The sequence below is a fragment of the Pseudomonas palleroniana genome (genome assembly GCF_003031675.1).
Taxonomy (GTDB): domain Bacteria; phylum Pseudomonadota; class Gammaproteobacteria; order Pseudomonadales; family Pseudomonadaceae; genus Aquipseudomonas; species Aquipseudomonas palleroniana.
This window is the reverse complement of the sequence record NZ_PYWX01000017.1, coordinates 25109-46629: the sequence shown is the minus strand read 5'-3', so window position 1 is coordinate 46629 and position 21521 is coordinate 25109. Positions and strand designations below refer to the sequence as shown.

The following is a 21521-nucleotide window of genomic DNA, read 5'->3' as shown; positions in this document are numbered from 1 at the left end:
AGAGGGGGCCCCTTAGTGAGAACGACGCGGCTCGATATCAGGGGAGGGCCGGCTGAGATGACGTCGAGCGCGTTTCTGGGCCTTGCGGCGTATCCAGTTTTGCAAGGGCGCCAGCAGGAAAAACATCAGGTAGGCCGTGAGCACCAGGGTCAGGTCTATCCAGGTTTCAGCGACTGGGCCGGTAAAGATTTCAATGACGTTTTTGATGATGAACAGCAACGCTACGCTGCACAGCCACAGCACCATGGTGACAAAGATCGGGCGCATAGGGTTTGGGCGTTTGTCTTGCATGGTAAAACTTCTCCTGAGTGCCTGCTTCCGTTCCAGACAACATCCTTGAGTGGGTAGCCCGGTTTTCATCCGGTCTGCAACATCCATTAATGCGCAGAACGGCGCGGATGATACCGACTCAGATCAGTTTAGGGAGCAGGTTATGTCGGAAAGTTCCTATTATTCATCTGGAAATTGGCGTAACTGATGGGCTTCCACCGCCAAAATGCCCCTGGATAAGTGGCAAAAGGCTTTCGCTTCCGCCATCAGGACGTGTAGCGTTGCAGCGAGTCACAGGCAGAGGGACGGGTCATGGCGCAAACGCTGTTCAAGCTTTTCCTTACTCAGCGCCTGGCGGCCCTGGCCAGTACGGATTCATTGCGCGCGATTCGTGAGGGGTTGCTGTGGATCCTGCCGTGCCTGCTGGTGTCCGCCGGCTTCCTGATCCTGTCCGAGTGCGCCAGTGTGCTGGGGTTCAGCTCACAAGTAGTGGGCTTTCTATCGGGGGTGCACAACCAGATCAGCTCGGTTATCCCCTTGTTGGTGGCCGCATCCATCGGGTACATGCTGGCCATTCAGTATCGCCTGCCACAGCTGCCGGTCGCTTTCCTGTGCCTTGCCCATGTGGTAGTGGCCACGTTCGTGCTGAGTGATTATCCCCGGGCTTCGGCGACCTTCGTGCTGTTCATCGCGATTGCGTCACCGTTGATCAATGTGCCGGCCATCGCCTGGTTGCACCGCTTTCGTTGGACGCGCCTGGTCAACGAGGACCTGGTGGGGCACAACCTCAAGGGCACTATCAACATGGTGCTACCGGGTGCAATCACGGCGCTGTCATTGGTGCTGGTGTTGTCGTCTTTGCTGCAGATTCCCTATGTCGGGCAACTCCAGGGGCCCCAGGTGCTCGATGCGCTGCAAACGCCCTACGGCAGCGGGTTGTTCGTCACGATGATGAATTCGTTGTTGTGGTTTTTCGGCATTCACGGAGTGTATGCCATGCAGCCGCTGTTCGATGTCCTGGACCAGGCCGTAGTGCTCAACGGTGCGTCGCTGGCGGCGGGGGAGCCCAGCCGATACCTGCTCAACAGCGGGCTGTTGGGGTGTTTCGCATTTATCGGCGGCTCGGGCGCGGCGTTGTGCCTGCTGTTTGCGATCCTGCTGTTTTCCAAGAGCCACACCGTGCGCCTGCTGGCGATTGCCAGTTTGCCGCTGTCGTTGTTCAACGTCAGCGAGGTGCTGCTGTTTGGATTGCCGATCATCCTCAACCCGCGTCTGTTCATCCCCTTCCTGCTGGCGCCTGCGCTCAACGCCATGGTGGCCCTGGTGGTGGTGCAGATGGGCTGGGTATCGCCGGCGGTGGCCAGCGTGCCGTTGACCGCACCGGTATTGCTCAATGCCTACCTGAGTACCCATGGCGACATCGGCGCGGTGGTGTTGCAACTGGCACTGCTGGGGCTCGGCACTCTGGTGTATGCGCCGTATGTGCGGGCAATGCATCGCCAGGCCAATGAAAGCGGTACGGTGTACCTCAAGTCGCTGGACATGACTTTTCGCGGCCTCGAGGAAAAAGGCCGCTTGCTGGAGCTGGACCCCGTGCTGGCGTCCCATCGCAGCGCAGCGCGCCAGGCGGTGGAGTTCAGCCGGATTCAGCAGATCAGCGATTACGAGTTCTACTTGGAGTTCCAGCCCCAGGTCTCCATCCGTACCGGCCTGTGCACCGGTTGCGAAGCCTTGATGCGTGCCCGCGACAACCAGGGCGTGGTGCATTCCCCCTGGGAGTTCCTGCAATGGCTGGCGCAGGCACGGCTGATGCCGGATGTGGACGTCTGGGTGGCGTCCCAGGCCGTGCGCCAGTATCAGCAATGGAAGAAGGTTGGCTTCGAGTTGCCGATGACCATTAATATTTCCAGCTCGACCCTGACGCACGCCGCCTATGGTGATCGCCTGGTGCAGATCCTTGCCCAGGCTCATGGGCGAGTGTCAGTGGAAATTACTGAAGACGCATTGGTCGGTGATATCCAGGCCACGCGCCAGACCATCCAGAAACTGCAATCGATAGGCGCCAAGGTGTATATCGATGACTTTGGTACCGGGTTTTCGGCGTTGAGTTACCTGCACCAGTTTCCCGTGGACTTCATCAAGATCGATCGCAGTTTTGTCGTCGCCCAACGCGACCCCAAGGGGGCCCAGGTGCTGACCGGCATGTTGCGTTTCTGCGAGGCGCTGAACCTGGGCGTCGTGGTCGAGGGCGTGGAGACCGCCGAGCAGTTGGCCTTCCTGAACACCGGCACTGAATTGTTTGTCCAGGGCTGGTATTTCAGCAAAGCGCTGCCCAGCGATCAGATGCCGGATTTCGTGCGCGAACGCGAAACTTTGGCGCAGGTCTAGGCCGATTCGTAACCGCGTCGCGTGCGTTCTATCTCGTCGAGCAGGTTATCGATGCCCGCCAGGCGTGCGCGGTTGTCGTGATCCCAGGGGTGAAAGCCCGGTTTGAAGTAATGCAGCCATGGCCGCAGCATGCGCGGGAACACCCCTTTGGGACCGTACAAAAACTTGAGCATGCGCCAGAAACCCTTCAAGTGCCCGCCTGAGGTGCGATCGGCCAGCAGCAGGCGCAGGTGAAAATCAAACACCACCAACCAGAACAGCACCGTCGTGGTAAGCATGGTGCCGGTGCGCAACAGGTAGCGCAGTGGGCCGGGCTTGATCACTGCGTTCCACACATCGAACGCCACCGCCTTGTGTTCGGTTTCTTCGAAGGCGTGCCAATACCACATTTGCTGGTAGCCCTTGAGCGAGTCGCCAAAGCGCGACGGGTCGCTGAGCAGAATCTCCGCAAGCATCGCGGTGTAGTGCTCAAGGGCGATGGTCACCGCCAGGTTGAACGAAGGCGGCAGGTGTTTTTTCTGCAGGTCGAGGATGAATTTGAGACGACGGTCGAGGGTGTGTGCCGGCAACCCGGCCGCTTGCAGCAGATCGTTGTAGGCCACGTGTTCGCGGCTGTGCATCGCCTCCTGGCCGATAAATCCCTGGATCTCGGCCTTCAAGGCGGGATCTTCAATCTGTGAGCGGTAGTGGCGCACACTGTCCATGAAAAACAGCTCGCCCTGAGGAAACAACAATGACAAGGCATTGAAGAAGTGGGTGATGAACGGGCCTTGTTCATGCCAGTTCTTGATGCGCTCGGCAGGCAAGGCAAAACGGATATCGCGGCGGATCGGCAGCATGGTGCGTTCTCCTGTTCAGTGACGGGGCTCGTCGTTGGTTTCAAACACCGGCCTGCGTGGCTTGGGGGCCATGCGTTTGCTGGCGACGACCACGAGCGCTTGATAGGCCGCCGGCAGGCAACGGGCGAGCAGGTCGAGGAAGTAGGCGTCACGGCCGATCAGCACGCGGCGTTTGTTTTTGCGGATGCCGTGCAAAATCACCTTGGCAGCCTGATCGGCGTCGGTGATGAACAACTTTTCAAAATCGGCGCGGGCCTGTTGTTCGCTGTGGATGAGAAAGCCGGTCATGTTGGCGTCGATACGGCTGCTGCGGCAGATGTCGGTGCGGATGCCGCCGGGGTGCACGCAGGTGGCCGAGACGCCGCAACGCTGCAGGTCAAGTTCCTGGCGCAAGGCTTCGGTAAAGCCGCGCACGGCGAACTTGGTGGCGTTGTAGCCACTCATGCCGGGCTGGGCGAACAAGCCGAATACGCTGGAAGTGTTGATCACATGCCCATCGCCGCTGGCTTTGAGGTGCGGCAGAAACGCCTTGGTGCCGTGCACCACGCCCCAGAAGTTGATGTTGACGATCCACTCCATGTCAGCGTAGTCCACGCCTTCGACGGTGCTCGACAGCGCCACCCCGGCATTGTTGAAGATCAGGTTGACCTGTCCATGGTCGGCGACGCAACGGTCGGCCCAGGCCTCCATCGCTTGGCGATCGGACACATCCAGCACCTGCGTGGTGACCGTCACCGGCGACGAGTTCGAGGTCCGGACCAGCGCCAGTGTCTGCTCCAGGCCCTGGCTGTTCTTATCGGCGAGTGCCAGGTGGCAGCCTTCCCGCGCCAGGGCCAAGGCCAATGCGCGGCCCATGCCGGATGCCGCGCCGGTGATTGCCGCCACGCGGCCGTTGAATGACTTCATGACAGGCTGCCTTCTGCGCGGGAGTGGGGCGCTGGAACCGGATGGAGGGAGGGGCTGGTCGCGATCGGATGGGTGACGTAATCCTTGAGCGCGAATTGGCGGGTCACCTGTTTAAAGCGCCAGGTCGAACCGGGCCACAAGGTGGTGTTCTTGCCGGTACGCGGGTCGAGGTACCAGCTGCGGCAGCCACCGGTGTTCCAGATGGTGCGCTTGAGCTTGTCCTGCAACCGACGGTTATAGGCATCTTCGACGGCGGGCTTGATGTCCACTGTGGCGATGTGATGACGCCGCATCTGCTTGAGGGCATCGAGGATGTAGCTGACCTGGGCCTCGATCATCAGAATCATCGAGTTATGGCCCAGCCCGGTGTTGGGGCCGACGATCAGGAACAGGTTCGGGTAGCCCGGCACGGTGGTGCCTTTGTAGGCATGGGCGCCCTCGCGCCAGGTGTCCATCAGGTCGATCCCGTCGCGGCCGATGATGCAGTCCCGAGGCAATGGGTCGGTGGCCTGGAAACCGGTGCCAAAGATCAGGCAATCGGCCGGGTGCTTGATACCGTCACGGGTGATCACGCCGTCGGCTTCGATACGCAGCACACTGTCGGTGATGACCTCGACATTGCTGCGCGAGAGCGCCGGGTAATAGTCGTTGGAGATCAGCACGCGCTTGCAGCCGATGGTGTAATCCGGCGTCAGGGTTTTGCGCAGGGAAGGGCGGGTGACTTGTTTGTGCAGGTGGCGCAGGGCGATTTTCTGCACCATTTTCATCAGGCGCGGGTGCCGGGCGAAGCCGAGCACACGCCCTTCCAGCGCCCAATAATACGCGCCGCGCACCAGCCGCTGCGTGAACGGCAGGTGCTTGAACGCCCAGCGCTCGAAGCGCGAAATGTTTCGGTCCGGTTTGGGCATGATCCACGGCGGTGTGCGTTGAAACAGCTGCAGATGAGCCACCAGCGGCGCGATCTGCGGTACGAACTGAATGGCGCTGGCCCCGGTGCCGATCACCGCCACGCGCTTGCCCCGCAATGAATAGGCGTGGTCCCACTGCTGGGAGTGGAAGCGCTTGCCTTTGAAGCTGTCCAGCCCGGGAATATCCGGCAGCGCCGGGCGCGACAGGCCGCCCATGCCCGAAATCAGCACGCGCGCATTGATGTGTCGTCCATTGCTGAAGCTGAGCTGCCAGCGTTGCTGCTGTTCATCGAACACGGCGCGTTGCAGGCCCATGCCAAAACGCAGGAAGGACGCCAGCTCATAACGCCGGGCGCAATGCTCCAGGTACGCGCGGATCTCCGGCTGCGGGGCAAATTGCCGGGTCCAGTCCGGGTTGGGGGCAAAGGAAAACGAGTACACATGGGACTGCACGTCGCAGGCGCAGCCAGGGTAATGGTTGTCACGCCAGGTGCCGCCGAGGGTCTCGGCTTGCTCGGCGATCAGGAAGTCGGTGACCCCGGCCTCCTTGAGTTTGATCGCCATGCACAGCCCGGCGAACCCTGAGCCGATGATGGCGATATCGATGGCGTCGCTGTAGGCATTCATAGCTTGTCCTTCGTGGGCATCGGTTGTGCTCCTGTTTTTGTTGTGTCTTTTGGATAGAACACCATTGCAAAGGAAAATTGAATTAATTATTTTAAAAAAGATTTTAAATAATCTACCTGAAAATATCGCTTACGCTAGGACCTTGTTGCGCAGGTCCGACTTTGTCCGACGGACGAGTAGGGTCTGCATGAGGTTCAAGTCCAGGGTGTGGACGATGGCTGAGGCCTTGATCAATACCGGTCGGGTCGCCAGCAGCAGGGAAGCAGAGGACCGAGCTATGGCTGTCGAATGGGTTGTCGCTGCGGCTGTGTGTGTGGGGGCAAGCGTTGTGTTATGGGGTTTCAGCGCCTGGATGACCCGGCGTATTGAAGCGGCTGTTCCGATCAACGGGCGTTTCGTGGAGGTCGATGGCGAGCGCTTTCATTATGTAGAAGAAGGCAAAGGCCCACCGCTGGTGATGATTCACGGGCTGATGGGCAGCAGCCGCAACCTGACCTACGCCTTGTCCGGCCAGTTGCGTGAGCGTTTTCGGGTGATCACGCTCGATCGCCCGGGCTCGGGTTATTCCACCCGGCATAGCGGTACCGCGCCGGACCTGCCGGCCCAGGCTCGACAAATAGCCGCGTTCATCAAGACCCTGGACCTGGATAAACCACTGGTGCTTGGGCATTCCCTGGGCGGCGCGATCGCCCTGGCGCTGGCGCTCGATCATCCCCATGCGGTCAGCGGCCTGGTCCTCGTGGCACCGCTGACCCATCCGCAACGTATGTTGCCGCCGGTGTTCCTGTCATTGGCGGTGCGCCCGGCCTGGTTGCGTCGTTGGCTGTCGCACACCCTGACGATGCCCATCGGCCTGCTGACCCAGAGGGCGGTGGTCAACGGGGTGTTTGCTCCGGATGCTCCGCCTACGGATTTCGCCACACGCGGTGGCGGGTTGCTGGGCATGCGTCCCGACAACTTCTACGCCGCTTCTACCGAGATCAATCGGGTCAACGATGACCTGCCGGATATGGTCAAGCGCTACCCGCAACTGAGCCTGCCCATCGGGTTGATCTATGGTGCGCGGGACAAGGTGCTCGACTTCCAGAAGCACGGCCAGGCCCTGGCCAGCAAGGTGCCAGGGCTGAAACTGCAGGTGGTGGAAGGGCGTGGCCATATGTTGCCGATCACCGCTACCGAGCGGGTCGCTGCGGTGGTGGAGCAGATCGCCAAACGCGTGCGGCCACTGCAAAGCGCCACGGTGCTGCATCCGCCGTTTGCCCTGGCGAGTCAATAATTTTGCAATCGAACCTGCGGTTCGGCGGCGTCAATGCTTGCCCTAGACACCTGACCCGGGAGCCGGAAAAGGGACTGCTCGGTCACGTCCAAAAGGCCCTTAGAAATTAGTTGACGACCTAACGATTCCGCGCTATTTATTTAAAAAAATTATTTCAATATCTAATTTGAAACAATTTTTGAAATGCCTAAGAGCGAATAAAATAATGAAAAAAACGCCTTTTATCGCATGGTTGGTTTTCCGGGGCAGTCTGCGCTCCGTGAACCTGTTGTCCGCTCGATTTGTCACCCCCGCCACCGGTCTCGTACGGAGGTTGCCATGAATCAGTCCCTGGCCACTTCCAACGTCTGGACCGACGGCAAGCGCCACTTGTGGTGGCTTGGCATCATGCCTCTGGCTACCCCATTGCTCTCTGGTGCGCTGGCCATCACCACCGGTGTGCAACAACTGTGGTGGGTCGGTGTCCTGGTCATCTTCGGCCTGATCCCGTTGATCGATGGCCTGCTGGGTGAAGATGTCAGCAACCCGCCTGAATCCGCCGTCAACCACCTTGAATCGCAAAGCTATTACCGCTGGATCGTTTACACCGGCGTCGTGTTCGTCATTGCTTCGGTGGTGATCACCGGTTGGCTGGCGGCGGGCGGTATCGACTGGATCATTCAGGGCGGCCTGTTGCAGGCCACCGCGCACCTCGACCCGTCGAGCTGGCCGGCCCAGGCCGCCAGCTACCTCACTGCACGCACGCAGCTGCATGGATCGGTAAGTTGGTTCACTTATCTGGGCATGGCACTGTCCACCGGCGCCGCCACCGGCATTGCGATCAATACCGCCCACGAGTTGGGGCACAAACCCAAACCCCTGGAAGTGTTTCTCGCCAAGGTGACCCTGGCGCCGACGTTCTACGGGCACTTCTACACCGAACACAACCGCGGCCACCACGTGCGGGTCGCGACCCCCGAAGACCCGGCCAGCTCGCGCCTGGGTGAGAGCTTCTGGGCGTTCCTGCCACGCTCGGTTTGGTTCAGCGCCCGCTCGGCCTGGAACCTGGAGCGCGAGCGCTTGCGCAAACTCGGCTTGCCGGCCTTGCATTGGAAGAACGCTGTCCTCAGCGCGTGGCTGTACAGCGTGGTGTTGTGGGGCGCGATGATTGTGTGGCTTGGCGTCGCCGTGATTCCTTTCCTGATCATCCAGGGTGTCTACGGGTTCTCGTTGCTGGAAGTGGTGAACTACGTCGAACACTACGGCCTTAAACGCCAGAAGTTGCCCAACGGCCGTTATGAGCGCTGTTCGCCTCGGCACTCGTGGAACAGTAATCGGATTGTCACCAATATCTTTCTGTTCCAACTGCAACGGCACTCCGATCACCATGCCAACCCCACACGCAGTTATCAGTCGTTACGTCACTTCGATGAGTCACCGCAACTGCCTTATGGATACGCGAGCATGATTGTCTGGGCTTATGTGCCGTACTTGTGGCGCCGTCGCATGGATCATCGAGTGCTGAATCATTACGGCGGCGATATCCACCTGACCAATCTTCAGCCGTCAAAACGCCTGAAGTATTTGGAGAAATACGCGAACGGTACGGCACCGTTCTGATAGCAACCTTGTCGTCGGGCTGACTCGGGATCCAGGTATTGCGCAGGTTCCGATCGCCCAAAGTTTAAAGATTGAATGCAAGTGAGTTGTTTGACCCGAACAAAAATAATTTCAAGGGAAGGACCTGCACCATGCAAACAGCTGCCAAGTTCACCACTCATATCGTGCTGGCCGCCCTCGGCCTGATTGTCTACCAACAGGCCCAGGCTGCCCGTATCGAGCCTGCGGGCAGCGCCTTCACGGCCCAAGGCCCGATCAGCTTTTCCAAGGGCGCCCTGATCAGCGCCGACTGCACCATCAAGGTGGCCGGCAAAGTGGCGGCCGATGGTGCGTCGGTGAACGTCGACAAAGTTGAGTTCGATGGCGGCCTTAAATGCAGCCGTGTCGAAGCCATCAACTTGCCCTGGATCCTGGTCGCCAAAGATACCCAAAGCGGTTCCATGTCGAAGATCAGCGTGGATGTGCACGCCTTCGGCCTGGGCGGCAAGTGCGGTCCTTCGACCGCCAACGGCACCTGGGATAACGCCACCGGCAAGTTGGAAGCCGCCAACGTGCCGATCGGCGAGGACTGCAAGATCAAGACGGTGTCGATCAAGATGCCGCCCAACTTCAAAGTGGTTGAATAAACACAGTCGAAAGATGCGGTGGTAATCGAATTGAGATTTGGCTGGAAAGGGAAGTTCTGCAGTTTCACCGTGACCTCTCGTTCATGGCCATTACCCCTGGCGAAATGACTTCGCCATAACATGTGAGGAAAAACAATGAAAAGCTTGAAAACCCTCGTTTGTGCAACTTCTTTTGCAATGTGCTTTGGCGCGGCTTCGATGGCCAGTGCGGCTTCGGTTTCCCCAGACGGTCCGTTCTCTACCAGCGCCGGCACCATCGTTGTGAAATCGCCATCTTCCTTCGGGGCTGCGGTGACCTGCGGGATTACCTTCACCGGCAACGTCAGCGGTGGCGTGGCTTCCATCAACGGCGCAACCCTGACCGGTGGCGGCCTGTGCGCGTTGCCGACGCTGACCAACCTGCCATGGGTGCTGACTGCGGCGACGGGCACCACCGGTACCGTGACCAACGTCGGCTACAAAATCTCCTCGATCCCTGCCACCAACTGCGGCCCTACCACCATTGCGGTGGCCTGGAACCCGAGCAGCAAAACCCTGTCTGCGGCCAACCAGGCGCTTTCCGGCAACTGCACCGTAGTTTCCCTGAGCGTGGCAGCGCCAACGCTGACGGTGAACCCGTAAACCGTAACTCCTGAGGGCTGATCACCCCCGGTACACACAGGCGCCTCGCCAGAGGCGCCTGTTCGGGTACCGAACACCGGCAGGGGCCGGGCGTAGATAATAATAAGGAGTACCGCATGAATAATAAGAAACCACACGCTCACACGTTACTGGGGCTGGCCTTGCTGGGCGGCCTGATGACCACGGGGCCGGTCGAGGCGGGCGGGTTTTCTACGCCTACCTACGGCGCACCGGGTTGGGGGCGTGCATTCGGGGGCGGTTCACTGTTCAAGAACGATCCGAGTGCGGCCTACAACAACCCGGCGGCAATGGCGTTCATCGACTCCACCATTGCGCAGCAGACGGTCGATTATGCTCGGGTCAAGATCAAATACTCCGGCCAGGCTTTTGACCACAACGGCAACCCGGTGACCAATACGCCGGTTCTGGATGATCAAGGGACCTTGGGCGATCCGGCTCTCAATACCAACAATGGCGGGCAAGGTGGCTTTACCGCCTGGCTGCCGACCGGCTTTCTGGTGGTGCCCATCGGCGACCGGTTCGCCTTTGGCCTGAGCCAGGTGGTACCCCAGGGCATGAAAACCACTTGGGATCAGAACTCGAAGCTGCGCGATTTCGCGGTCGACACCAAAATCGAAACGGTCGGCCTCACAGGCTCCCTCTCGTTCAAAGTCAATGATGAGTTCTCGGTGGGTGCCGGCCTGATCTATCAGCGCAGCCAAGGCTTTGTCAGCCAGAACATTGACTTGCTGGCGGCTGCGGACGTTTCTCCCGGGCTGGGAGGCACTGGTTTTCCAACCGGTGTCGGGCATTCACTGATGCGTGTGAAAGTCGATAACAGTTCAGTGGGCTGGTTTGGCGGCATTGTCTGGAAGCCGACGCTGCAAGACACACTGGGCCTGAACTATCACGCCAAGATCAAAAACAAGATGACCGGTAAATACAACATTTACACGGATGCCATTGGCCGCAACGCCATGACCAACCCGATCGGTCCAAACGGCGAAACCCTGGTTGAAATGGCTTATCCCGGCCTCAAGCTGTTCCCGGATGGCGCGCATGCCAGTACTCAGCTGGACATTCCGGCGACCGCCGCCGTTGACTGGGTGCACCAGTTCAATGACCGCTGGGCGTTGGGTGTGAGCGTGATGTGGACCGAATGGTCTTCGTTCCAGGACCTGACGCTCAAGTCGCAAGGTTCGACGATTGTCGCTATTCCCTACAACTACAAGAACGCCTGGATGACGTCGATTGGCGGCGATTACAAAGCCACCGACGAACTGACCCTGCGTGCCGGTGTGGCGTACGACCAGACCCCCACCCGCAATTCAACCCGAGACCCACGGATTCCTGATGGTGACCGCTACTTCCTGGCGTTCGGTGCCGGTTATGACATCAAGGCCGTGCCTGGCCTGTCGGTGGATGCCGCGTATTCGCACCAGTTCGTCGAGAAGGTCAACCTGAGGACCAAGAACGTGGATCGCCTCGGAGCCGCGCAGTTGGATGGCAAGGCCGAGTCGTCTGGTGATGTGGTCAGCCTGTCGGCCACCTACAAGTTCTAAAGCGTCTGGCACGGCAGTCGTGGGGCAGGGCGTCCAGCGCATCTAGAGGCTCGGCTCCACACTGTCGTCGGATTGGGCGGTTGGCCCTTGTGATGGTCCTGATATTTTCCTTTATAACCTGAAAGGCTGACGTGTTCAGCCTGGTATTTTTTCGCCAAACGATTAAATAAAAATTTCAAAACAAAATTTGAATTTGTCTTTTCAAGTTTGTAGTGTGGCTTTACGCAGCAGCTCATTTCGATCTGCCGTGCAACAGCCTGCCCTGAATCGAGTTGTTCTGGATCAAGTAGAGGTATCCCCCATGGTTATCTGGTTATTGATAGGTGTCGCAGCAGCGATTGCCCTGGCATATCGACAAGCCGCCGCTGCGGTTTGGCTTGGCGCTGGCCTGGTCTGGCTGGCGATGGGTTACCTGTTCAACGCGGTGGCAGGCTTCGGCGCCACCGTCGCGGCGGTGCTGGTGGTGTTACCCGCCTTGTTGATGAGCCTCAAGCCGCTGCGCCGCAGCTTGTTGTCGAGCAAGGCGCTGGAGCTGTTTCGTACGATCATGCCGGCGATGTCCGACACAGAGCGCGCCGCCATCGAGTCCGGTACTGTGTGGTGGGACGCCGAGTTGTTCAGTGGCAAACCCAATTGGGCGCGCCTGCTCAACGCGGCACCGGCGCGCCTGAGCGCCGAAGAGCAAGCCTTCCTCGACAACGAGGTCGAAACCCTGTGTGACATCGCCAACGACTGGGAAACCACCCAGGTCTGGCAGGACATGTCCCCTGAAGCCTGGCAGTACACCAAGGACGCCGGCTTCCTCGGCATGATCATTCCCAAGCAGTACGGCGGCAAAGGCTTCTCCCACTACGCCCATTCCCAGGTGGTGATGAAGTTGTCGACGCGCTGCTCGGCGGCGGCGATTTCGGTGATGGTGCCCAACTCCCTCGGCCCGGCGGAATTGCTGCTGCATTACGGCACCGATGCCCAGCGCAACTATTACCTGCCACGTCTGGCGCGGGGCGAAGACATTCCCTGCTTTGCACTGACCAGCCCTTACGCCGGCTCCGACGCCGGGGCGATTCCGGACCTGGGGGTCGTCTGCAAAGGCGTGCACGAGGGCGAGGAGGTGTTGGGTTTCAAAGTGACCTGGGACAAGCGCTACATCACTCTGGGCCCGATCGCCACGGTGCTGGGCCTGGCATTTCGCGCCGAAGACCCGGACGGGCTGCTCGGCCAGCCGGGCTCGTTGGGGATCACCTGCGCATTGATTCCGACGGCTCATCCGGGGGTGAACAGTGGTCGTCGTCACTGGCCACTCAACGCGGTCTTCCAGAACGGTCCGACCACCGGCAAGGATGTGTTCATCCCGCTGGAGTGGGTGATCGGCGGACGCGAACAAGTCGGCAATGGCTGGCGCATGTTGATGGAATGCCTGGCCGCCGGCCGCGCGATTTCCTTGCCTTCGGCTAACGTCGGCCTGGGCAAGGTCGCGGTGCGCGGCACCACCGCCTATGCGGCGATGCGCAAGCAGTTCGGTTTGCCGATCGGCAAGTTCGAAGGCGTACAGGCACCCTTGGCGCGCATGGCCGGGCACTTGTATGCCTGCGACGCCGTGCGCAAGGTCTCGGTGGCATCCCTGGATGCCGGCGAGAAACCTTCGGTGATTTCGGCCATCGCCAAATACCACGTCACCGAACGGGCGCGGATGATCGTCAACGACGGCATGGACATCGTCGCCGGCAAGGGCATCTGCATGGGGCCGAACAACTTCCTGGCCCGCGCCTACCAGCAGAGCCCGATTGCGATCACGGTGGAGGGGGCGAACATCATGACTCGCTGCCTGATCATCTTCGGCCAGGGCCTGATCCGTTGCCATCCCTACGTGTTCCGCGAGATGGAAGCGGCGCACCACTCGGACCGGCGCAAGGCGCTGGAAGCGTTCGACAGTGCGATGTTCGGCCATCTGAGCTTTGTGCTGGCCAACACCGTGCGCGCCGCCGTGCATTCGCTGACGGGCGGGCGACTGATTGCTGCACCGGCCAAGACCGACCCGGCGCTGGCGTCCTACTACCGGCAGGCCAACCGGCTGTCGGTGGTGCTGGCGCTGATCTCGGACATTTCCATGGGCGTGCTGGGCGGTGCCCTCAAGCGCAAGGAAAGTATCACCGGGCGCCTGGGGGACATTCTGTCGCAGCTGTACATCTTGTCCTGCGTGCTCAAACGTTTTGAAGATGATGACCGGCCCCAGGCCGACCTGCCGCTGGTGCATTGGGCTGCCCAGGATGCGTTGCTGCGCGCCCACGAAGCGTTGGCCGAAGTGCTCGATAATTACCCTTCGAAAGCGGCCGCACGGGTGGTGCGAGGCTTGAGTTTCCCCTTCGGTATTCCCCTGCGCAAACCTTCGGACCGTTTGCTGGCACAGGTGGCTGAGGTGGTGCAGACCCCCGGCGAAACCCGTGACCGTCTGTTGGCCAATTCCTACATCCCTCGGCCGGAAATCGACAAGCTGGCCTATGGCGAACTGGGCTTCCGTTTGCTGCCGCAGGTAGAGCTGATCGACGCGCGCCTCAAGTCTGCCGTCAAGCAGGGTCTGATCGAGCCGATGCCGATTTCCACCACCGCCTTTACCGCCTGGCGCGTCAAAGCGCGGGCGCTGGACCTGATCAGCGACGACGAAGACGCCTTGCTCGGGCGTTATGTGGAATACGCCGACCACGGCATCCAGGTCGACGACTTCCCGCAGGACTTCGGCTTGCTGGAAGCCTTGCAGCAGCGCCAGCAGGCGTTGGAACCCAAGGCCAGGCGCCGCACCGCCCAAAACGAAAACGCCCCGGTCAACTAGGCGAATGCGGCCAGTGTGGGGCCGCGTTTACAGAGCAAGTGAGTGAGTACCGATATGAGTGACAGCTACCTTTCATTCGTCAATTCGTCCTGGGGGCGTCGCCTGGCCCAGGCCATTGGCCTGCCGCAACCGTTGCCGCTGCAACGCCATCGCAGCGGCCAGCCTGGCCTGGCCAACCCGGTGATCGTCGCCGGGGCCGGGCGCCTGGCGCCACAGGTGCAACAGATCTTCAGCACCACTGACACAGTCGTCGCCACCCCGGCGACCCTCCAGGCGCCGTCCACGCTCAAGGTGCAGGGCGCGGTGTTCGACGCCAGTGGTGTGGTGGATGTCGAGCAACTCGATGAGCTTTACCTGTTCTTCCACGCCAATGCCAAGCGCCTCGGCCATCACGGTCGGGTGGTGGTGCTCGGCACGGCGCCGGAACATTGCAGCGATTTGCCCCAGGCCATCGCCCAACGAGCCCTGGAAGGGCTGGTGCGTTCCCTGGCCAAGGAACTGCGGCGGGCCATCACCGTGCAATTGATTTACGTCGCGCCGGGCGCTGAAGAGGCGCTCGACAGCAGCCTGCGTTTCTTTCTGTCACGCCGTTCGGCCTATGTGTCGGGGCAGGTGGTACGCCTGGAGAAGCCGGTGGAAGGGCACGTCACCGTCAATTGGGAAAAGCCCTTTGCCGGTCGTCGCGCCCTGGTTACCGGCGCCTCACGCGGGATCGGCCTGGCCATTGCCCAAGTGCTGGCCCGCGACGGTGCCCATGTCGTGTGCGTCGACGTCCCCCAGGCCCAGGACGCACTGCAGCAGGCGGCCGGCAGCGTGGGCGGCTCGGCGTTGCCGCTGGACATCACCGCCGCCGATGCGGCCGCCTTGTTGCAGGCGCATGCCAGTCAATACGGTGCCTTTGACGTGGTGGTGCACAACGCCGGGATCACCCGCGACAAGACCATCGCCAAGATGACCGAAACCGCCTGGCGTGAGGTGCTGGCGGTCAACCTGCAAGCGCCCCTGCAACTCAGTGAGGCGTTGCTGCAAAGCCAGGGTTTGAAGGCGGGCGGGCGCATTGTTTGTGTCTCGTCGATATCCGGGATAGCCGGCAACCTGGGGCAAAGCAATTACGCCACCTCCAAGGCTGGCGTGATTGGCCTGGTGCAGGGCTTGGCCTCGCGCGCGGCCGCGCAGCAGGTGACGGTCAACGCCGTCGCGCCCGGGTTTATCGAAACCCAGATGACGGCGAAGATCCCGCTGATGATCCGCGAAGCGGGGCGGCGCATGAACTCGCTGTCCCAGGGCGGCCAGCCAATTGACGTGGCCGAGACCATCGCCTGGCTGGCCCACCCGGCCTCGGGCGGGGTCAACGGCCAAGTCGTACGTGTGTGCGGGCAAAGCCTGCTGGGGGCTTGAGCCATGGACTACGTGACACAGATCATCGACCCGCCGCCGACCCGCACCCAGCTGTTGCTGGGCGGCCTGCGCGCCTTGCGCAAACCCACGCTCGATGGCGCCCCGTTGTTGCCCCAGGAGCGGCTGGTGCGCTCAGCCGTGGAATTGTCCGCCAGCGGCATTGCCGCCTACGGCCGCGCCTGCGGTTTTCGCCGCGAGCAGGGCGTGCCGCTGTCGTATCCCCACGTGCTGGCGTTTCCCTTGCATTTGCTGCTGCTGACTCGGCCGAGTTTTCCCTACCCGGCCAGCGGCATGGTGCATCTGGCCAACCGCATTCGGCAGCATCAGCGGCTGGCGGAGGGCCAGGCCCTGCGCCTGGAGGTGTACTGCGAGCGCTGGGTCGCCCACCCCAAGGGGCAGGCGCTGAGCATTGCCACCCGTGCCTACAGTGCCGGCACGCTGGTGTGGGAAAGCGACAGCCTGTACCTGCGCCGCGACGTGCACAACCCCGTCGGCGAGCCCTGGACTGACGGGTTGCCGTTGCAGGAAGAGGGCCTGTTGCGCACCCAGCGTTGGGTGTTGCCCGCCGACCTGGGCCGACGCTTTGCTCAGGTATCGGGGGACTTCAACCCGATTCACACCTCGGTGATCGGTGCCAGGCTCTTCGGTTTCCGCCGCGCCATCGCCCACGGCATGTGGACCCTGGGCCGAGCCCTGGCCGCGCAGCAACCGCCCGGTGGCGTGGACCAGGCGCAAGCCGATTGCGACTTCAAGTTACCGATCTTCCTGCCCGGCCAGGTCGTTCTGTGGAGCCACCCCGTGAGCGGCCCACGCCGCGAGTTTGAAGTGCGCAATTTCGCCGGCGATAAACCGCATATGCGCGGCTTGTTTATCTGGAATGAGACCTGTCGATGAGTGACTACAGCTTCAATCCGGCCCCGACCCGCCGCGTGGCGATTATCGGCGGCAACCGTATTCCGTTCGCCCGCTCCAACACGGTGTACGCCCACGACAGCAACCAGGACCTGCTGGTGGCTGCGTTACAAGGACTGGTCGACCGCTACAACCTGCATGGCCAGCGTCTGGGCGAGTTTGCCGCCGGCGCGGTGATCAAGCATTCGCGGGATTTCAACCTGGCGCGCGAGTCCTTGCTGTCGACCACGCTGTCGCCGCAAACCCCTGCGTACGACGTGCAGCAAGCCTGCGGCACCGGCCTTGAAGCCGCCTTGCTGGTGGCCAATAAAATTGCCCTGGGCCAGATCGACGTGGGCATTGCCGGTGGTTCCGACACCACCTCCGACGCGCCCATCGGCATCAATGAGTCCTTGCGGCATACCTTGCTCGCGGCCAACCGGGGCAAAAGCCTGGGCGACAAGGCCAAGGCGCTGTTCAAGGTCCGCCCCTCGATGTTCTTCAAGCCATTGCTGCCGCGCAACGGCGAGCCGCGCACCGGTTTGTCCATGGGCGAGCACTGCGAAGAAATGGCCAGACGCTGGCAGATCAAGCGCCTGGCCCAGGATGAATTGGCCCTCACCAGCCATCAGCGGTTGGACGCGGCCTACAAACGCGGCTTTTTCGACGATTTGATCAGCCCCTATCGGGGGCTCACGCGGGACAACAACCTGCGCGCCGACACCCGCCTGGAAAAACTCGCCGGGCTCGCCCCGGCCTATGACCGCCAGAACGGCACCCTCACGGCGGGCAACTCCACGCCATTGACGGACGGCGCCTCGGTGGTGCTGCTGGCCAGTGAAGCCTGGGCCGCCGAACGGGGCCTGCCGGTGTTGGCCTATCTGCGCACCGGCGAAACGGCGGCAGTGAATTTTGTCGACGGCACCGAGGGCCTGCTGATGGCCCCGGCCTATGCCGTGCCGCGCATGCTCCAGCGCGAGGGCCTGAGCTTTGCCGATTTCGATTTCTTCGAGATCCACGAAGCCTTCGCTGCCCAGGTGTTGTGCACCCTCAAAGCCTGGGAAGACGCCGATTACTGCCGCGAGCGCCTGGGCCTGGACGCGCCGTTGGGCAGCGTTGACCGCGCCAAGATGAACGTCAACGGTGGCTCGCTGGGCTGTGGCCACCCATTTGCCGCCACGGGCGGCAGGCAATTGGCGGCGTTGGCTAAAATGATCGATCAGAACGGCGGCGGGCGCGGTTTGATTTCGATTTGTGCGGCGGGCGGGCTGGGCATTACTGCGATCGTCGAAAAATAGCGCTGTCAAAAACAACAACAAGGAGACTGCCATGAACGCTGTAAGCCTGGAACAAACCGAACGGGTCTGGTTGAACGCTTACCTGCCCGGCGTGCCGGCAGACATCGACGCGGGGATCGAGGACTACCCGTCGCTGCGCGAGGTGTTCGTGGAGCACCTGGAAAAATTTCGCGAGCGGGTCGCCTATGTCAGCATCGGCACCGAGATGACCTACGCCGATTGGCACGCGCAAGGGGTCGCGTTTGCGGCCTGGCTACAGGGGCAGGGCGTGAAGAAGGGCGACCGCGTGGCGTTGATGATGCCCAACTGCCTGCAATATCCGATCTGCCTGCTCGGCACCATCCTGGCCGGTGCGGTGGTGGTCAACGTCAACCCGTTGTACACCTCCCATGAGCTCAAGCACCTGCTCAAGGACAGCGAGGCCGAAACCGTGGTGATCTTCGAGAATTTCGCCTACACCCTGGAAAAGGTCATCGCCGGCAGCTGTGTCAAACGCGTGGTGGTGGCGGCCATCGGCGATTTGCTCGGCACCTTCAAGGGCGCAGCCATGAACTTCATCCTGCGCAGCGTGCAGAAGCAGGTGCCGGCATTCAAGCTGCCGGGGGCGTTGCGCTTCAACGAGGTGCTCAAGCAAGGGCGGGCGCAGCATCATTTTCCGGTGGCGATGGCCCTCGACGACCTGGCCTTCCTGCAATACACCGGTGGTACGACGGGCGACGCCAAGGGCGTGATGCTCAGCCACCGCAATATTATCGCCAACCTGCTGCAAGCCAAGGCCTGGGTCGGTGACCAACTGGACCAGAACCAGCAGGAAACCAACGTCACCTTGCTGCCGCTGTACCACATCTTTTCCCTGACGGTGAACTGCTTGATGTTCATGTGCCTGGGCGGGCGCAACATCCTGATCGCCAACCCGCGTGATGTGAAACGCGTGCAGATGATCCTGCGTAAAGAGCGCTTCAACGGGATTGCCGGGGTCAACACGTTGTTCAATGGTTTGCTGGAGAACAAAGAGTTCTGTGCCCGGGATTTTTCTGCGCTGCGCATGGTGATCGCCGGTGGCATGGCCACCCACACGGCCGTGGCCAAGCGCTGGAAGGAAGTCACCGGGTTACCGATCATCGAAGGCTACGGCCTCACCGAGTGCTCACCGGTGGTCAGCATCAGCCCCATCGACATTGCGCGCATGCGCGAGATGGAGTTCACCGGTAGCATCGGCGTGCCATTGCCCTCGACCTGGGTGCGCTTCATGCGAGAGGACGGCGAACTGGCCGACATCGGCGAGCAAGGCGAACTGCAAGTACGTGGCCCGCAGGTGATGCAGGGTTACTGGAAGCGGCCCAAGGAAACCGCCGAAGTGCTGGATGACGAAGGCTGGCTGTCGACCGGGGATATCGGTGTGATGGACGAGCGTGGCTATATCCGGCTGGTCGACCGCAAGAAAGACATGATCCTGGTATCGGGCTTCAACGTGTACCCCAATGAAATCGAAGATGTGGTGGCGATGCATCCGGGAGTGGGTGAAGTGGCGGCCATCGGTGTGGAAGACCCGGTGACGGGGGAGCGGGTGAAGATCATTGTGGTGCGCAAGGACCCGAACCTGACCCAGGAACAGATCCTCGCCCACTGCCGGGAATACCTGACGGGGTACAAGGTGCCAAGGTATGTGGAGTTCCGCAGCATCGAACTGCCCAAGACCACGGTGGGTAAAGTACTGCGCCGGGCCTTGCGTTAGAGAGGATCTGATTTTGTAGTGAGCGGGCTTGCCCCGCGCTGGGCGGCGCAGCCGCCCCACCAAAGCCGCCGCGTTATACCAGTGAAACCCAAATCCCCGGATTCTGGGCCGCCTCCCAACCCATACCTCCGAAACCGGGGACACCGTTTACACATTCGAAACGCGGACGCCCCTGTGCGTAGCAGGCCCATTTTTGGGGCCGCTTCGCGGCCCATCGGGAGCAAGCCCCCTCCCACAGTGAAAGCGTTAGGCCTTAGCTGACTGGTATTAGGGCTTGCCCCGCGCTGGGCGGTGTAGCCGCCCCACCAAAGCCGCCACGTTGTCCCAGTGAAACCGAAATCCCGGATTTTGGGCCGCCTCCCAACCCATACCTTCGAAACCGGGGACATCGTTTACACATTTGAAGCTCGGACGCCCCTGCAGTGAGCGGGCTTGCCCTAATGCTTGTCAGTTAAGCGACAGAGTGGACGATGGATAACCTGTGGGAGGGGGCTTGCTCCCGATAGGCCGCGCAGCGGCCTCAAAAATGGGCCTGCTACGCAGTCCATCGGGAGCAAGCCCGCTCACTACAAGTTTCGCTTAAACTTCTTGCACTTTGATCCAGCGTTCTTCCTTCGCCGCCACACGGATCGCCGTCGCCAGACGCTCCACCGCCCATGCCGCGTCAAAGTCAGTGCCCTCGGCCCCTTGGCCGGCCACGGCCATGATCAATTCCTGCACCTCCAGCGTTTTCAACTCGTTGTAGCCCAACTGGTGACCGGCCGCCGGGCTGAACGCGGCATAGCCAGGCAGGGCGGGGCCGGCCAGCAGGCGTTGGAAGCCGTCCTGGCCGACACGGTACAAGCGCAGTTCGTTCAAGCGCTCTTGGTCGAATGCCAATGTGCCCAGGGTGCCGCTGATCTCGAAACTCAGGTGGTTCTTGTAGCCCTGCTTAAGCCAACTGCTGCTCACCGTGCCGCGCGCGCCGTTGGCGAACCGCAGCAATGCATGCACCTGGTCATCCACCGCGATGGCTTTCAACTCGCTGCTGCCTGATGTAACAGGACGTTGGGCGTGCACGGTGTGGGTGTCGGCACACACGCTTTCCACGTCGCCCACCAGGTAGTGCGCCATTGCCAGCAGGTGGCTGCCCAGATCTGCCAGGGCACCACCGGCATGCGCGACTTCGCAGCGCCATGACCAGGGGGACGTGGGGTCAGCCATGAAGTCTTCACTGAATTCACCCTGAAAACTGATGATTTCGCCAAGGTCGCCCTGGGCGATCATCTGCCGCGCCAGGCTGATCATCGGGTTGTGCTGGTAGTTGTAGCCGACCCGCGTCACGACCCCGGCGGCGTGGGCTGCACGGCGCATGGCGTCGGCCTGTTCCAGGCTGACCGCCAAGGGTTTTTCGCAATACACGGCTTTACCCGCGGCGATTGCCGCCATGGCCATGGGATAGTGCAGATGGTTGGGAGTGGTGATGGCCACCAGTTCGACGTTGGGGTCGTTGATCAACGCTTGCCAGTCGCCGTGGGCCTGGGCAAACCCCCAGGCGGTGGCGCAGCGCTGGGCGCGCTCAACGTCGGCGTCGGCCAGGGCGGCCAGCTTGAGGGTGACCGGCAGTTCGAATACCGCACGGGCATTATTGAACGCCAATGCATGGGCGCGGCCCATGAAACCTGTGCCGATCAAGCCGATTCCGAGTTCACGCATAGCCGTGGTCCTTTGAATTGTTGTTTTCAGGAATGGCATTAATGGAATAAAAATT

General features: G+C 61.3%; 16 protein-coding genes. 11 read left to right on the top strand and 5 right to left on the bottom strand.

Annotated elements, in window-relative coordinates; genetic code table 11:
* Nucleotides 1-12: 12 nt before the first annotated feature.
* The gene (locus tag C9383_RS05750; RefSeq protein WP_060752596.1) at nucleotides 13-291 is read right to left on the bottom strand and encodes a hypothetical protein; all 279 of its coding nucleotides are present in this window, start codon (nucleotides 289-291) and stop codon (nucleotides 13-15) included.
* 291 nt (nucleotides 292-582) lie between these two features.
* Here C9383_RS05750 and C9383_RS05745 point away from each other — a divergent pair, with 291 nt between their 5' ends.
* Complete coding sequence (locus tag C9383_RS05745) at nucleotides 583-2658, top strand: PTS sugar transporter subunit IIC/EAL domain-containing protein (protein ID WP_090370619.1); 2076 nt, start codon at nucleotides 583-585, stop codon at nucleotides 2656-2658.
* Here C9383_RS05745 and C9383_RS05740 read toward each other — a convergent pair.
* Genes C9383_RS05740 through C9383_RS05730 form a run of 3 tightly spaced genes read right to left on the bottom strand, consistent with a single transcriptional unit; the run spans nucleotide 2655 to nucleotide 5938 of the window.
* The gene (locus tag C9383_RS05740; RefSeq protein ID WP_060752598.1) at nucleotides 2655-3497 is read right to left on the bottom strand and encodes a metal-dependent hydrolase; all 843 of its coding nucleotides are present in this window, start codon (nucleotides 3495-3497) and stop codon (nucleotides 2655-2657) included. The genes C9383_RS05745 and C9383_RS05740 overlap by 4 nt on opposite strands.
* A gap of 15 nt (nucleotides 3498-3512) precedes the next feature.
* A complete protein-coding gene (locus tag C9383_RS05735) occupies nucleotides 3513-4403 on the bottom strand; it encodes an SDR family NAD(P)-dependent oxidoreductase (protein WP_090370621.1) in 891 nt (296 codons plus the stop codon).
* Entirely contained in the window at nucleotides 4400-5938 is a 1539-nt protein-coding gene (locus C9383_RS05730; protein ID WP_090370623.1) for a flavin-containing monooxygenase, read from the bottom strand. The genes C9383_RS05735 and C9383_RS05730 overlap by 4 nt, the downstream gene beginning before the upstream one ends.
* A 277-nt stretch (nucleotides 5939-6215) precedes the next feature.
* On the opposite strand from C9383_RS05730, the gene C9383_RS05725 reads away from it, so the two are divergent.
* From C9383_RS05725 to C9383_RS05680, 10 genes are all read left to right on the top strand, one after another.
* Nucleotides 6216-7214, top strand: coding sequence for an alpha/beta fold hydrolase (locus C9383_RS05725; RefSeq protein ID WP_174554039.1), 999 nt, complete (start codon nucleotides 6216-6218; stop codon nucleotides 7212-7214).
* A gap of 318 nt (nucleotides 7215-7532) precedes the next feature.
* Complete coding sequence (locus C9383_RS05720) at nucleotides 7533-8813, top strand: alkane 1-monooxygenase (RefSeq protein WP_090370628.1); 1281 nt, start codon at nucleotides 7533-7535, stop codon at nucleotides 8811-8813.
* 131 nt (nucleotides 8814-8944) lie between these two features.
* The gene (gene praA / locus C9383_RS05715; RefSeq protein WP_090370630.1) at nucleotides 8945-9439 is read left to right on the top strand and encodes an alkane oxidation protein activator PraA; all 495 of its coding nucleotides are present in this window, start codon (nucleotides 8945-8947) and stop codon (nucleotides 9437-9439) included.
* A 135-nt stretch (nucleotides 9440-9574) separates the two neighbouring features.
* Nucleotides 9575-10060 (top strand): alkane oxidation protein activator PraB, encoded by a 486-nt coding sequence (praB, locus tag C9383_RS05710; RefSeq protein ID WP_090370631.1) that lies wholly within the window; start codon nucleotides 9575-9577, stop codon nucleotides 10058-10060.
* Between the two features lie 116 nt (nucleotides 10061-10176).
* Entirely contained in the window at nucleotides 10177-11622 is a 1446-nt protein-coding gene (locus C9383_RS05705; protein ID WP_090370634.1) for an outer membrane protein transport protein, read from the top strand.
* A 301-nt stretch (nucleotides 11623-11923) separates the two neighbouring features.
* Nucleotides 11924-14449, top strand: a complete 2526-nt coding sequence (locus C9383_RS05700) for an acyl-CoA dehydrogenase (RefSeq protein ID WP_090370636.1) — start codon at nucleotides 11924-11926, stop codon at nucleotides 14447-14449.
* Nucleotides 14450-14503: 54 nt separating this feature from the next.
* On the top strand, nucleotides 14504-15847 hold the full coding sequence (locus C9383_RS05695; RefSeq protein WP_090370639.1) for a 3-oxoacyl-ACP reductase: 1344 nt from the start codon (nucleotides 14504-14506) through the stop codon (nucleotides 15845-15847).
* Nucleotides 15848-15850: 3 nt separating this feature from the next.
* Nucleotides 15851-16741: a MaoC/PaaZ C-terminal domain-containing protein gene (locus C9383_RS05690; protein WP_090370641.1), complete on the top strand. Its 891-nt coding sequence runs from the start codon at nucleotides 15851-15853 to the stop codon at nucleotides 16739-16741.
* Complete coding sequence (locus C9383_RS05685; RefSeq protein WP_090370643.1) at nucleotides 16738-18036, top strand: acetyl-CoA C-acetyltransferase; 1299 nt, start codon at nucleotides 16738-16740, stop codon at nucleotides 18034-18036. The genes C9383_RS05690 and C9383_RS05685 overlap by 4 nt, the downstream gene beginning before the upstream one ends.
* A gap of 31 nt (nucleotides 18037-18067) precedes the next feature.
* The gene (locus tag C9383_RS05680) at nucleotides 18068-19771 is read left to right on the top strand and encodes an AMP-binding protein (RefSeq protein WP_090370645.1); all 1704 of its coding nucleotides are present in this window, start codon (nucleotides 18068-18070) and stop codon (nucleotides 19769-19771) included.
* 579 nt (nucleotides 19772-20350) lie between these two features.
* Here the strand turns inward: C9383_RS05680 and C9383_RS05675 are convergent.
* On the bottom strand, nucleotides 20351-21466 hold the full coding sequence (locus C9383_RS05675; protein WP_090370647.1) for a Gfo/Idh/MocA family protein: 1116 nt from the start codon (nucleotides 21464-21466) through the stop codon (nucleotides 20351-20353).
* Nucleotides 21467-21521 lie beyond the last annotated feature (55 nt).